The 12,582-nt window shown below is 74.9% G+C and carries 11 protein-coding genes; 7 read left to right on the top strand and 4 right to left on the bottom strand.

Going from position 1 to position 12,582, the window contains the following annotated elements; genetic code table 11:
- Window positions 1-7 precede the first annotated feature (7 nt).
- Both ABZW14_RS06895 and ABZW14_RS06890 read left to right on the top strand, forming a co-directional pair.
- A complete protein-coding gene (locus tag ABZW14_RS06895) occupies window positions 8-535 on the top strand; it encodes a PH domain-containing protein (protein WP_355341005.1) in 528 nt (175 codons plus the stop codon).
- Window positions 536-894: 359 nt separating this feature from the next.
- A complete protein-coding gene (locus tag ABZW14_RS06890; RefSeq protein WP_355341573.1) occupies window positions 895-2,202 on the top strand; it encodes a PH domain-containing protein in 1,308 nt (435 codons plus the stop codon).
- A gap of 22 nt (window positions 2,203-2,224) precedes the next feature.
- Here the strand turns inward: ABZW14_RS06890 and ABZW14_RS06885 are convergent, their stop codons facing one another.
- Entirely contained in the window at window positions 2,225-3,337 is a 1,113-nt protein-coding gene (locus ABZW14_RS06885) for a phosphatase PAP2 family protein (protein ID WP_355341002.1), read from the bottom strand.
- 149 nt (window positions 3,338-3,486) lie between these two features.
- Here ABZW14_RS06885 and ABZW14_RS06880 point away from each other — a divergent pair, with 149 nt between their 5' ends.
- Both ABZW14_RS06880 and ABZW14_RS06875 read left to right on the top strand, forming a co-directional pair.
- Entirely contained in the window at window positions 3,487-3,891 is a 405-nt protein-coding gene (locus ABZW14_RS06880) for a hotdog domain-containing protein (RefSeq protein ID WP_355340999.1), read from the top strand.
- Entirely contained in the window at window positions 3,888-4,718 is an 831-nt protein-coding gene (locus tag ABZW14_RS06875; protein ID WP_355340996.1) for an MBL fold metallo-hydrolase, read from the top strand. The genes ABZW14_RS06880 and ABZW14_RS06875 overlap by 4 nt, the downstream gene beginning before the upstream one ends.
- 15 nt (window positions 4,719-4,733) lie before the next feature.
- Here the strand turns inward: ABZW14_RS06875 and ABZW14_RS06870 are convergent, their stop codons facing one another.
- The gene (locus ABZW14_RS06870) at window positions 4,734-5,180 is read right to left on the bottom strand and encodes a MarR family transcriptional regulator (RefSeq protein WP_355340993.1); all 447 of its coding nucleotides are present in this window, start codon (window positions 5,178-5,180) and stop codon (window positions 4,734-4,736) included.
- 81 nt (window positions 5,181-5,261) lie between these two features.
- Here ABZW14_RS06870 and ABZW14_RS06865 point away from each other — a divergent pair, with 81 nt between their 5' ends.
- Complete coding sequence (locus ABZW14_RS06865; protein WP_355340990.1) at window positions 5,262-6,482, top strand: multidrug effflux MFS transporter; 1,221 nt, start codon at window positions 5,262-5,264, stop codon at window positions 6,480-6,482.
- A 10-nt stretch (window positions 6,483-6,492) separates the two neighbouring features.
- On the opposite strand, the gene ABZW14_RS06860 is transcribed toward ABZW14_RS06865, so the two are convergent.
- Entirely contained in the window at window positions 6,493-7,422 is a 930-nt protein-coding gene (locus ABZW14_RS06860; RefSeq protein ID WP_355340987.1) for a carbohydrate kinase, read from the bottom strand.
- A gap of 333 nt (window positions 7,423-7,755) precedes the next feature.
- Between ABZW14_RS06860 and ABZW14_RS06855 the strand changes: the two genes are divergently transcribed.
- On the top strand, window positions 7,756-8,865 hold the full coding sequence (locus tag ABZW14_RS06855) for a lytic polysaccharide monooxygenase (protein ID WP_355340984.1): 1,110 nt from the start codon (window positions 7,756-7,758) through the stop codon (window positions 8,863-8,865).
- A 58-nt stretch (window positions 8,866-8,923) separates the two neighbouring features.
- On the opposite strand, the gene asnB is transcribed toward ABZW14_RS06855, so the two are convergent.
- Window positions 8,924-10,885 (bottom strand): asparagine synthase (glutamine-hydrolyzing), encoded by a 1,962-nt coding sequence (asnB, locus tag ABZW14_RS06850; protein ID WP_355340981.1) that lies wholly within the window; start codon window positions 10,883-10,885, stop codon window positions 8,924-8,926.
- 111 nt (window positions 10,886-10,996) lie between these two features.
- On the opposite strand from asnB, the gene ABZW14_RS06845 reads away from it, so the two are divergent.
- Window positions 10,997-12,475 (top strand): aminopeptidase P family protein, encoded by a 1,479-nt coding sequence (locus ABZW14_RS06845; RefSeq protein WP_355340978.1) that lies wholly within the window; start codon window positions 10,997-10,999, stop codon window positions 12,473-12,475.
- Window positions 12,476-12,582 lie beyond the last annotated feature (107 nt).

Genomic DNA, 12,582 nt, shown 5'->3' with positions numbered 1-12,582 from the left:
TCACCCGGTGAACGGTGACGACCTCGCCGGCCGGCCGCCGGCCCCGACCGGCCCCCTGGAGCCCTGGCCGGACACCGTCCGGTGGCAGCCGATCTCCCGCGACCTGATCTGGGTGGAGCTGATCCGGCTCGGCATCGTGCTCGCCGTGGCACTGGTGGCCCTCGGCGTGGCCTGGGCGATCGCCGGCCACTGGCTGCTCGGCGCCGCCCTGGGCGTGGCGCTGCTGCTGGCCGCCTGGCGGGCGGTCACCATCGTCCGCGCGGTGCGCGCCTGGGGCTACGCCGAACGCGCCGACGACCTGCTCGTCCGGCACGGCCTGCTGGTGCGGCGGCTGTCCATCGTGCCGTACTCCCGGATGCAGTTCGTCGACGTGAGCGCCGGGCCGCTGGAGCGCGCGTTCGACCTCGCCACCGTGCAACTGCACACCGCCGCGGCGGCGAGCGACGCCCGGGTGCCGGGCCTGCGACCGGCGGAGGCGTCCCGGCTGCGGGACCGGCTCACCGCGCTCGGCGAGGACCGGGCGGAGGGACTGTGAGCGAGGGCCCGGCCGAACCGGAGCCCGGCGGTCCGCCGCCGCACCCGCCCGCCGCCGCGCCGCCGCCGGCCGGCGCCGAGCCGCCCCGGAACGGTCACCCGTGGCCACCGCAACCGGGGTACGCCCACCCGCCCGGCCCGTGGCCCGGGAACGCGCAGCCCGCACCACCGCCCGGCTACGGGCACGCCGCGCCGCCGCCCGGCTACGGCCCGCCCGGGCCCCCGCCCGGGTACGGCCCACCCGCGCCGCCCTGGCCAGGGGCGGGTCATCCCCCGGCGGCGGGACCCGGCCCATGGGGGCCGCCTGCGCCGGGTGGGCCGGGAGCACCCCCGCCGGCCGGAGAGGAGCCGCGGCAGCGGCTGCACCCGCTGAGCCCGGCGCTGCACGGCGCGAAGTCGCTGGTCGTGGTGATCGCCGGGCTCTCCTGGTCGACGCTGTCCCGCGTCGGCTTCGGCTGGTTCGCCGTGCTGGTCGCGGTCTTCGCCCTCGGCGCCACCGTGCTGTCGGTGATCAGCTGGTGGAACACCGGCTACCACGTCGTGGGGCGCGAGCTGCGGGTGCACGAGGGGCTGCTCTGGCGGCGTACGCGGGCGATCCCGCTGGAGCGTCTGCAGGCCGTGGAGGTGGTCCGGCCGCTGCTCGCGCAGCTCACCGGGCTGGCCGAGCTGCGGCTGGAGGTCGTCGGCGGGGGCAAGACCGAGGCGCCGCTGGCGTACCTGAGCGTGGCCGAGGCGACCGCGCTGCGGCAGCGGCTGTTGGCCGTGGCCGGCCGCGCCCCGGAGGCCGTCCCGCCCGCCGCCGGCACGCCCGCCGCCGGAGCGCCGCCCGCGCCCGTACCGGCGGGCCGCCGGCTGCACAGCGTCCGCAACCAGGACCTGCTGGTCAGCCAGCTGCTCACCCCGCAGGCGTTCCTGCTCCCGTTCGGCCTGGCCTTCGTGGTGGCACAGTTCCTCTCCGAGGGGTCCTGGTCGTTCATCGCGGTGGCCAGCACGCTGACCGCGATGGCCGGCGTGGTGCTGCAACCGGTCCGCCGGGTGCTCGACGACTGGAGTTTCCGGCTCGACCGGGACGGCGACGCGCTGCGGGTGCGCAACGGGCTGCTGGAGACCCGGATGCAGACCGTGCCGCTGCACCGGGTGCAGACCGTCGGGGTGACCTGGCCGCTGCTCTGGCGGATGAAGGGCTGGCTGCGGCTGCGCCTGGAGGTGGCCGGCTACTCGGCCGCCGAGCCGGACGACCGCAACCGCCCGGACCGGCTGCTGCCGGTCGGCGACGCGCGCACCGGCGAGCTGGTCGTCGCGGAGGTGCTTCCCGGCGTCCGGCTGGCGGCGCTGCCCGCCACGCTGCCGCCCCGGCGGGCCCGCTGGCTGCGCCCACTGAGCCGGGCGCGGGTCGGCGCCGGCCTCGACGAGCAGGTCTTCGTGGCCCGCTCCGGGCTGCTGACCCGCCGGTTGACGCTGGTCCCGTACGCGCGGATCCAGAGCGTGCGGGTGACCCAGGGGCCGGCGCAGCGGCGGCTGCGGCTGGCCACGGTGCACGCGGACACGGCCGGCGGCTCGGGCGCGGCGGCGCTGGACCGGGACCTGGCCGAGGCGTGGGAGCTGGCCGCGGAGCTGACCGATCGGGCGCACGCCGCCCGGCGGGCCGGTCAGGGCCGACCGGGCTGAGCCGGGTCGATCGCCCGGACGGTCAGCGCTCGGCCGGCACCGTGGCCGGGTCGGCGGCGGGCGCGGCACCGGCCGGACCCGCGGCGGAGGATCCGGCGGCGGGCGCGGGGGCAGGCGGGTTGGCCGCCCGGGTCGAGGCGTCGGCGGGGGCGGCCTTCCCGGCCGGGGCGAGCGCGGCGCGGCGCGTCCGGCGGGCCGCCCACCAGCGCTCGGCCAGCCCTACCACCAGGAAGGTCAGCCCGACGTACGCCCAGCCGACCAGCACGTCGATCAGGTAGTGCTCGCCGCTGTAGATCAGCGTGAAGGTCATCGCCAGCGGATAGGCGAGCAGTAGCGGCCACCAGCGCTTCCGCGTCGCCCGGAGGAAGAACAGGACCACGAACAGGGCGAAGGCGGTGTGCAGCGACGGCATGGCGGCCACCGGGTTGGAGGCGATCTGCCCGGCGTTGAGCAGGTTGCCCGCGCCGTGCATGCCGATCTCCTTCCACCCGCGGGTGGAGATTCGGGCCACGTCGCCGAGCAGCCCGTTCTGGGCGGCCCACCACGGCGGGGCGGCCGGGTAGAGGAAGTAGGTGGCCAGCCCGGCCGCGCAGAGGAAGCCCCACCGCCGCATGTACGCGCCCCAGCGCCCGCGGTCCCGCAGCCAGAGCACCGCGGCGGCGGCGAGCGTCGCCACGAAGTGCGAGAAGTAGATCCAGCTGACCGCCACGTCCCACCAGTGCACCTGGTCGGGCCGGTAGAGGTGCTGCTGGAGCCAGATGGTGGGCACCTCGCCGCCGGTGGCCCAGCCGGTGAGGAAGCGGTCGGCGACGATCAGCTCCATGGCGTGCGGCGTCGCGCCGTTGTCGGCGAACCCCCGGGAGAGGTTGTACGCGGCCAGCAGCAGCACCACCGGGATCCAGTCCCGGGCGAAGCGCAGGTGGCTGCGCCACGGGCGGGACGAGTGCCAGGCGATGGTGCCCGCCCAGATCCAGAGGAACGCGTACGCCGGGTCGGTCGGCAGGCCGATGGCGAGCCAGGCGGCCACGAAGGCGATCCCCCAGATCGCCATCGCCACCACGCGACGGCGCCCGCCGTCGGGGGACGCGGTCGGTCCGGCGGGGGCGGGGGGCGGGGGATCAGTCAGCACGGCCATCGCGGACAAGGTTAACGGCGTGCGACGGGGCCGCCGACGCCGACCGCCCGCCGGCCGGGCCGGTCGCCCGCGCCTGAGGCCGCCGGACGGGCCGCTGCGGGCGGTCCGGACGCCCTCCGGCCCCGGGGCCGCTGCACTAGGCTCGGCCCATGCAGGAGCAGCCGGAGTCGCCCTTCGTCCCGGGCCTGACCGCCCGGGTCGAGCTGACCGTCACGGACACGGACACCGCCCAGGCGGTGGGCTCGGGCGACGTGCCGGTGCTCGGCACGCCCCGGGTGCTCGCACTGGCCGAGGCGGCCACCGTGGCGGCCACCGCGACCCGGCTGCCGTCCGGGTCGACGACCGTCGGCACCCGCGTCGAGCTGGAGCACCGGGCGGCCACGCCGGTCGGGCGTACGGTGGCGGCCCGGGCCGAGCTGGTCAAGGTCGACGGCCGGCGGCTGGCCTTCGAGGTGGTCGTGACCGATGGGAACGAGGTTGTGGCGACCGGGCGGGTCGAGCGGGCGCTGGTCGACCGGCAGCGCTTCGTCGAGCGCGCCGTGCGGGCGTCATGACCGGCCGGTTCGTCGAGATCGCCGACCGGGTGCACGTGCTGCGTGACCCGCTGCTGCACGTCAACGTGACGCTGGTGGTGGGCGACGGGGCGGCGCTGCTGGTGGACACCCTCTCTACCGCCGGGCAGGCCCGGGAGCTGGCCGAGGCGGCGCGGGCGGTCACGCCGCACCCGTGGACGATCGTGAACACCCACCACCACTTCGACCACTGCTTCGGCAACGCCACGCTGGCCGCCGACCCGCCCCGCCCGGTCTACGCGCACGCACAGGCTGCGGCGGTGCTCCGCGACCACCCCGACGACCTGCGCCGGGCCGCGTCCGAGGAGATGCGCGCGGAGCAGCCGGAGCTGGCCGCCGAGCTGGCCCGGACCGAGCTGCTGGCCCCGACCCACCCGGTGCAGGGCGAGGCGGTGCTGGACGTCGGCGGCCGGCGGGTGGTGCTGCTCCACCCCGGGCACGGGCACACCGACGCCGACCTCGTGGTGCACGTGCCGGACGCGGACGTGCTGGTCGCCGGCGACCTGGTGGAGCAGAGCGGGCCGCCGGCCTTCGAGGAGTCCTACCCGGTGCAGTGGCCGGACGCGGTGGCCGCGCTGCTCCGGCTGACCACACCGGCCACGGTGGTGGTGCCGGGGCACGGCGCGCCGGTCGACGTCGGGTTCGTCCGGGCCCAGCACGCCGAGCTCGCCCGGCAGGCGTGGCTGATCCGGGCGGGCCACACCGGCAGCGCCCCGCCCGAGCGGGTGGCCGCCGAGTCGCCGTTCGGCGCCCGCCCGGGTCTCATCGCGGCCCGCCGCGGCTACGCCGAGCTGGACGGCACCGCCTGACCGTCCCCGGTGGGGTCAGGGGCGGGCGCGCAGGGCGTCGAGCAGGGCGTCCAGGTGCGGGGCCGCGTCGAGGATCGCGTCGCGGGCCGGGGGGTCGAGGCTGTCCAGGGCCTCGGTGAGCAGGGCGCTGCGGTGGGCCGCGTGGTCGTCCATCCGGGTGCGGGCGGCGTCGGTGAGGGTGAGCCGCACCACCCGGCGGTCGGCGGGGTCGCGGTCGCGCGCCAGCAGCCCGGCTGCGGTGAGGTCGTGGACCAGGGTGCTCACCGTGTTCGGCGCGGTGCCCAGCCGCCGCGCCACCTCCTTGCCGCTGATCCCCGGCTCGGCGCGGACCAGGTGCAGCAGCTCCACCTGCGCCTCGGGCAGCGCGTCCCGGTTGGCCCGGGCGACGACCTTGCGGCGCAGCAGCCGGTGCAGCTCGCCCACGACGGCTCCGAACCAGGCGGTGGCCTCTTCCCTCGCCACGGAGTCACCTGCTTCACATCGCAATAGTTCTGGGTACAGAGCTAAGGTTACCCGGAGATCACCGACCCGGGGGGAACCTTCGTGAGCCAGACCGTGCGGACCGCCGCGCGCCCGACCGCTCGACCGCCCGCCGCCGGGGGTGGCGCGACGCTGCTGGTGCTGCTCGGCACGCTCACCGCGATCGGCCCGCTCTCGCTGGACATGTACCTCCCGGCGTTCCCGGCGATGACCCGCGACCTCGGCGCCGACCAGGCCGGCATCCAGCTCTCGCTGACCACCTGCCTGATCGGCCTCGCCGTCGGGCAGTTCGTCACCGGCCCGCTCAGCGACCGGTGGGGGCGGCGCCGGCCGGTGCTGATTGGTGTCGTCGCGTACACCCTGCTCGCGCTCGCCTGCGCGGCGGCGCCGAGCGCGCCGATGCTGGCCGCCGCGCGGTTCGCCCAGGGCCTGGCCGGCGGCATGGGGGTGGTGGTCGCCCGGGCGGTGGTCCGCGACCTCTACTCCGGCCGGGCGGCCGCGAAGTACTTCTCCCGGCTCACCCTGGTCTTCGGTGTGGCGCCGGTGGCCGCGCCGAGCGTGGGCAGCCTCGTGCTGCGGTTCGGCGACTGGCGGGCGGTCTTCCTCGCCCTGGCCGCCATCGGACTGCTGCTCTCCGTCGCGGTCGCCCTGCGCCTGCCGGAGACGCTGCCGGCCGAGCGCCGCAGCACCGGCGGGCTGGCCGCCACCGCCCGGACCATGCGGTCGCTGGTCACCGACCGGGTCTACCTCGGGTACGCGCTGACCCAGGGCTTCGCGTTCGCCGGGCTGTTCGCGTACATCTCCGGGTCGTCGTTCGTGTTCCAGGACGTCTTCGGCGTCTCCGCGGCGGCGTTCAGCCTGATCTTCGGGCTCAACGCGCTCGCCCTGGTGACGACCGGGCAGGCGAACGCCCGCCTGCTCGACCGGTTCACCCCGCGCCGGCTGCTGGTCACCGCGCTCCTGGTCGGCGCGGTCGCGGCGGCCGGCGTGCTCACCGGGGCGCTGGCCGGCAGCCTCGCCGTGGTCGGCGTGGCGCTGTTCGCGTTCGTCGGCTCGCTGGGCATGGTGACGCCGAACAGCACCGCGCTGGCGCTCGACGCACACGCGCGGCACGCCGGCACGGCCGCCGCGCTGCTGGGCGGCGTCCAGTCGGTGGTCGGCGCGCTCGCCGCGCCCCTGGTCGGTCTCGGCGGCGAGGGCAGCGCCGTGCCGATGGCCGTCGTGCTGGCCGTCGCCGCCGCCCTCTCCCTGACCGCCGTGCTCGCCCTCGCCCGCCCGCGCTGACCCCGACGGGTCAACGGAACCGCTCGGCCACCGCCTCCCGGGTGGGCATGGCGCTGGCCCCCCCGGGCGACTCGCAGACCAGGCCGGCCACCCGCAGGGCGAAGGCCACCCGGTCCCGCCAGCCCGTCGGGTCCACCGGCTCGCCGGCGTGCAGCAGGTCGGCGATCAGGGCGCCCATCACCGAGTCGCCCGCGCCGGTGGCGTCCACCGCGTCGACCTTCGGCGCGGGGACGCGTACCACGTCGTCGGCGGCGGCGACCAGGGCGCCGTCCGCGCCGAGGGTGACCACCACGGTCGCCGCGCCCAGTTCCCGCAGGTACGCGGCGACACCCTCGACCGGCTCCTTCGGGTAGAGGAGGCGCGCGTCGGCGGCGCTCAGCTTGACCAGGTGGGCGCTCGCCGCGAACTCGGCGACCACCGCGCGCAGGTCGTCCAGCGCGCCGGGGCCGGTGAGCAGGCTCGGGCGCACGTTCGGGTCGAAAACCCGCAGCGCCCCGGCCATCGCCCAGGCCCGGCGGGCGGCGGCCAGCACCGGCGGGGCGAGCAGGACGATCGAGCCGCAGTAGAGCACCTGCGCGCCCTCGATCAGGGCCACGTTCAGGTCGTCGGCGGTGAGCAGGGCGTACGACCGGGGCTCGCCGTAGAAGCGGAAGTCCGGTTCCGCCCCGGCGAACGTGGCCACCGCCAGCGCGGTCGGCGCCGGCACGGTGACCGCCCCCTCCAGCCCGACGCCGGCGGCGCCCAGGAAGGCGCGGATCCGCGTGGCGAGCGCGTCGTCGCCGAGCGACCCGACGAACTGGACCTCGCCACCGAGCCGGGCCACCGCCACGGCCACGTTGAGCGGCCCGCCGCCGATCGCCTGCCGGTAGACGGGTTCCCCGTCGTGCTCGGCGTCCAGCAGGTCCACCAACGCCTCGCCGAGCACCACCGCGTAGCCCATCCCGGCTCCCTCCGTCCGTCGTACCCCCGATCCTGGCGCATGGCGGGGCCCGGCGCGACGAGACGCCCGCATCGACGGGCGGCTATTGCGCGGGATGCCCGGACGTGATGGGATTGCGCGTGCCGGGAGGGCGCGGGGGCTGCCGCGCCGCCGGCCGCCGGGTCGAGCCGACGCGAGGGCACTCACCGGTCCGTGGCACGGACCGCAGGCGGTGCGCGTCCCCCGACGGCCCCGGCCGCTCTCCGACCGCCGGGCGTGGCACCGCGATCGTCGCATCCGCTCGTCGCAGCGGGGCGGGCCGGTGCGGTCGCGCCCCGCGAGTCAGGAGATCCCGTGCACCGATCCCGTACGGCCGCGCTGCTCACCGCGGCCGCCACCCTGGCCCTGGGCGCGTTCGCCCTGGTCACCGGCCCCGACCCGGCCGCCGCGCACGGCGCGGCGATGACGCCGGGCGCCCGGACCTACCTGTGTTGGAAGGACGGTCTCACCCCGACCGGGGAGATCAAGCCGACCAACCCCGCCTGCGCGGCGGCGGTCGCCCAGAGCGGCGCCAACTCGCTCTACAACTGGTTCAGCGTGCTGCGCTCCGACGCGGGCGGCCGGACCGTCGGGTTCATTCCCGACGGCAAGCTGTGCAGCGGCGGGAACGCCAACTTCGCCGGCTACGACCTGGCCCGCACCGACTGGCCGGTCACCCACCTGACCGCCGGGCGGTCGATGGAGTTCCGCTACAGCAACTGGGCCCACCACCCGGGCACCTTCTACTTCTACGTGACGAAGGACAGCTGGAGCCCGACCCGGCCGCTGGCCTGGAGCGACCTGGAGGAGCAGCCGTTCCTCCAGGTGACCAACCCGCCGTCGATCGGCTCGCCCGGCACGAACGACGGGCACTACTACTTCACCGGTTCGCTGCCGGCCAACAAGAGCGGCCGGCACATCATCTACTCCCGCTGGGTCCGCTCGGACAGCCAGGAGAACTTCTTCGGCTGCTCCGACGTGACCTTCGACGGCGGCAACGGTGAGGTGACCGGGATCGGCTCGGGCGGCACGCCGTCGCCGAACCCCACCACGCCGACGCCGGGCCCCACCAGCCCGACCCCCACCCCGACCTCGCCGACCCCGACCCCGACCATGCCGTCCGGCGCCTGCATGGCGGTGTACAAGGTGGTCAGCGCCTGGCAGGGCGGCTTCCAGGGCGAGGTCATGATCATGAACCACAGCACCCGGACCTACAGCGGCTGGACGGCGAACTGGACCTGGCCGAGCGGCCAGAGCATCACCCAGCTCTGGAACGGCACGGTGAGCACCAGCGGGGCGGCGGTGACGGTCGCCAACGCCCCCTACAACGGGAGCGTCCCACCGGAGGGCACCACGACGTTCGGCTTCACGGCGAACGTCTCCGGCACGAACGCCCTGCCCACGGTCACCTGCACCGGCCGGTGACCCAGAGGTGAGAAGGGCCCCCGGGGACGTACCCCGGGGGCCCTTCCGCACACCCGCGTCAGCGGACCATGCTGCCGACCACCGGCTTGGTGAGCAGGGCCGACTGGTTGCGCTGGATGCCCGGGTCGAGGGTCTTCGCCACGAAGATGGCGTGCCAGATGCAGAAGATCAGCACGGTCCACACCTTGCGGGAGTGGTCCGCCTCCTCCCGCTTGTGCTCCTCCAGCAGCCGCATGGCGTACGACAGGTCGATCAGGTCGCCGGCACCGGAGGTGGCCAGCACGTGCCGGGCCCACTCGTACATCTCACCGCGCAGCCAGACCCGGGTCGGGGTCGGGAAGCCCAGCTTCTTGCGGTTGACGATGGCGGGCGGCACCACACCCTGCAACGCCTGGCGCATCGCGTACTTGGTGGCCTCGGAGCGCGGCGGCAGCTTCAGGTCGACCGGGATGCCCGCCGCGACGTTGAACACCTCGCGGTCGAGGAACGGCACCCGGACCTCCAGCGAGTGCGCCATCGAGATCCGGTCGGCCTTGACCAGGATGTCGCCGCGCAGCCAGGTGTAGAGGTCGACGTACTGCATCTTCGTGACGTCGTCCAGCTCGGCGCACTCGGCGTAGATGGGCGCGGTGACGTCGGTGTAGCGCACCGAGGGGTCGTAGCGGCGCAGCAGGTGCTGCTTCTCCTCCTCGGTGAACATCCGGGCGTTGCCGTAGTAGCGCTCCTCGATCGGGGTGGTGCCCCGCTCCAGGAAGCTCTTGCCCTTCACGCCCTGCGGGATGGCCTTGGAGACCGCCCGCAGGCCCTTCTGCACGCCGCCCGGCAGGCTGTTGACGGCGTTGAGCGAGAGCGGCTCCCGGTAGATCGTGTAGCCGCCGAAGAACTCGTCGGCACCCTCGCCGGAGAGCACCACGGTGACGTGCTCGGCGGCCTTCTTCGCCACGAAGTAGAGCGGCACCAGCGCGGGGTCGGCCACCGGGTCGTCCAGGTGCCAGACGATCTTCGGCAGCGCCTCGATCATGTCCTGCGGCCCGATCTTGGTCGGGATCGTGGTCACGTCGAGGTGCCGGGCCGAGTCCTGGGCCACGTCGATCTCGGAGTAGCCCGGCACGTCGTAGCCGACGGTGAAGGTGAGGATGTTGGGGTTGAACTCGCGGGCCAGGGCCACCACGGCGGTCGAGTCGATGCCGCTGGAGAGGAACGAGCCCACCGGCACGTCCGAGCGCATGTGCATCCGGACGCTCTCCCGCAGCGTCTCCCGGATCTCGTGGTAGAGCTTCTGTTCGTCGGCGACCGGGGCCGGGTGGAACACCGGCCGGTACCAGCGGCGCACCTCGATCCGGCCGCCCGGCGTCCAGGTCAGGTACTCCCCCGACCCGATCCGGTTGATGCCCCGGTGCAGCGTGCCCGGCTCCGGGACGTACTGGAGAGTCAGGTAGTGGCTCAGGTTGGCGGGGTCGATGCCCGCGTCGCCCTGGTAGGCCGAGTGCGCGAAGGGCAGCAGCGCCTTCTTCTCCGAGGCGAGGTAGAGCCCGTCCTGGGTCTCCAGGTAGTGCAGCGGCTTGATGCCGAAGTAGTCCCGCGCGCCGAACGCCCGCCGCTCCTGCCGGTCCCAGATCACGAAGGCGAACATGCCGCGCAGCTTGGTGAGCACCTGCTCACCCCAGTAGTGGTAGCCGGCGACGATCACCTCGCCGTCGCCGTTGGTGGCGAACTGGGCGCCGTAGTCGCGGATCAGCTCGTCGCGCAGCTCGATGTAGTTGTAGATCTCGCCGTTGAACGTGAGCAGGTAACGGCCGTTCGCGTAGGGCAGCGGCTCGTGGCTGAGCGCCACGTCGATGATCGCCAGCCGCTTGTGCGCGAACACCCCGTCCGCGTACCGGCCGGAGGCGTCGCCGACCACCTCGACACCGGTCTCGTCCGGGCCGCGGTGGTGCAGGCACTCCAGTGCGCCGGCGATGTGGTCGCGGTGAGCGCCGGCGTCACCGCGGGCGCTGAAGAAGGCCAGGAGTCCGCACATGGTCATCATCTTCCCACGCGGCGGAAGCCGCCGTCGCGGCACCGCAGGCACTCCACGCTCTCCCGCGCGCGGTACCGTCTGCACCAGCGGCGAGGCGCAAGGAGGCGGATCATGGCCGAGGAGCGGGCACAGCAACAGGGCAAGCCGGCGGACGGGACCGAATCGCACGACCCGGACTTCCCGGAGGCGTTCCTGTCCTTCATGCGGCAGGGCTGGCGGGACACGGAACTGCCGGTCGGCCCCCGGCCGGAGGTGCCCAACCACGCCAAGCGGCGGGCCGCGCTGGCCGAGGCCTTCCCGGGCGAGACGCTGGTCATCCCCACCGGCACCGAGAAGGTACGCGCCAACGACACCGACCACCGGTTCCGGCCGGGCAGCGACTTCGCGTACCTGACCGGCGACCTGGAGCCGGACAGCGTGCTCGTGCTCCGGCCGGGCGGCGAGACCACGCTGTACATGCGGCCCCGGTCGTCCCGGGCGACCGACGAGTTCTTCCGCAGCCGGCACGGCGAGCTGTGGGTCGGCCGGCGGCCCACGCTGAAGGAGAAGTCGACCGAGCTGGGCCTGCCCACGGCGGACCTGAGCGAGCTGGACGCGGCGCTGGCCGAGCTGGCCCCGGGCCGCACCCGGGTGCTGCGCGGCTTCGACGCGCGGGTGGACGCCGCGGTCCGGCCGTACGACGGGGCGCGGGCCGAGGGGCAGCCGGGCCGTGACCGCGAGCTGGCCATCGCGATCTCGGAGCTGAAGCTGGTCAAGGACGAGTGGGAGATCGCCCAGCTCCAGGAGGCGTGCGACGCCACCGTCCGCGGCTTCGAGGACGTGGCCCGGGCGCTCCCGGCCGACCGGGCGGTCTCCGAGCGGCTGCTGGAGGGCGTCTTCGCGCTGCGCGCCCGGCACGACGGCAACGACGTCGGCTACGGCTCGATCGTCGGCGCCGGCGAGCACGCCACGATCCTGCACTGGGTGCACAACCACGGCGCGACCCGCCCGGGCGAGCTGCTACTCATGGACATGGGTGTGGAGAACCGCAACCTCTACACCGCCGACGTCACCCGGGTGCTCCCGGTCGACGGCCGGTTCACCCCGCTCCAGCGTCAGGTCTACGACGCCGTCTACGCCGCCCAGCAGGCCGGCATCGACGTCATCAAGCCGGGCGTGGCGTTCCGCGAGGTGCACCTGACCGCCATGCGGGTGCTCGCCGAGGCGCTGAAGGATCTCGGCCTGCTGCCGGTGAGCGTCGACGAGGCGATGGACCCGGCGTCGACGGTCTACCGCCGCTGGACGCTGCACGGCACCAGCCACATGCTCGGCATCGACGTGCACGACTGCGCCAACGCCCGCAAGGAGACCTACCGGGACGGGCCGCTCGGCGAGGGCTACGTGCTCACCGTCGAGCCGGGGCTCTACTTCCAGCCGGAGGACGAGCTGGTCCCCGAGGAGCTGCGCGGCATCGGCGTGCGGATCGAGGACGACATCCTGGTCACCGCCGACGGGCCGGTGAACCTGTCGGCCGGCCTGCCGCGCCGCTCCGACGAGGTGGAGACCTGGCTGGCCGAGCAGCGTGAGGCCGGCCCCCGCCTGCCCGGCTGACAACCGGCACGACCCCCGGCGGGCCCGCCGCCGGCGTCTGCGAGGTTCCTCGCGGTAACGACGCCGGTGCCGGGCCCGTCGTCGTTTGCGCGCTCGCGCCCGCCCTG

This window comes from Micromonospora sp. NPDC004551, assembly GCF_040609975.1.
Lineage (GTDB): Bacteria > Actinomycetota > Actinomycetes > Mycobacteriales > Micromonosporaceae > Micromonospora.
This window is presented reverse-complemented; position numbering and strand designations above follow the sequence as displayed.

Excerpts from the sequence above, each read along its gene's own strand:
- ABZW14_RS06845 (WP_355340978.1), top strand. The coding sequence starts at position 10,997 with ATGGCCGAGGAGCGGGCACAGCAACAGGGCAAGCCGGCGGACGGGACC.
- asnB (WP_355340981.1), bottom strand. The coding sequence starts at position 10,885 with ATGTGCGGACTCCTGGCCTTCTTCAGCGCCCGCGGTGACGCCGGCGCT.
- ABZW14_RS06885 (WP_355341002.1), bottom strand. The coding sequence starts at position 3,337 with ATGGCCGTGCTGACTGATCCCCCGCCCCCCGCCCCCGCCGGACCGACC.
- ABZW14_RS06860 (WP_355340987.1), bottom strand. The coding sequence starts at position 7,422 with ATGGGCTACGCGGTGGTGCTCGGCGAGGCGTTGGTGGACCTGCTGGAC.
- ABZW14_RS06875 (WP_355340996.1), top strand. The coding sequence starts at position 3,888 with ATGACCGGCCGGTTCGTCGAGATCGCCGACCGGGTGCACGTGCTGCGT.
- ABZW14_RS06880 (WP_355340999.1), top strand. The coding sequence starts at position 3,487 with ATGCAGGAGCAGCCGGAGTCGCCCTTCGTCCCGGGCCTGACCGCCCGG.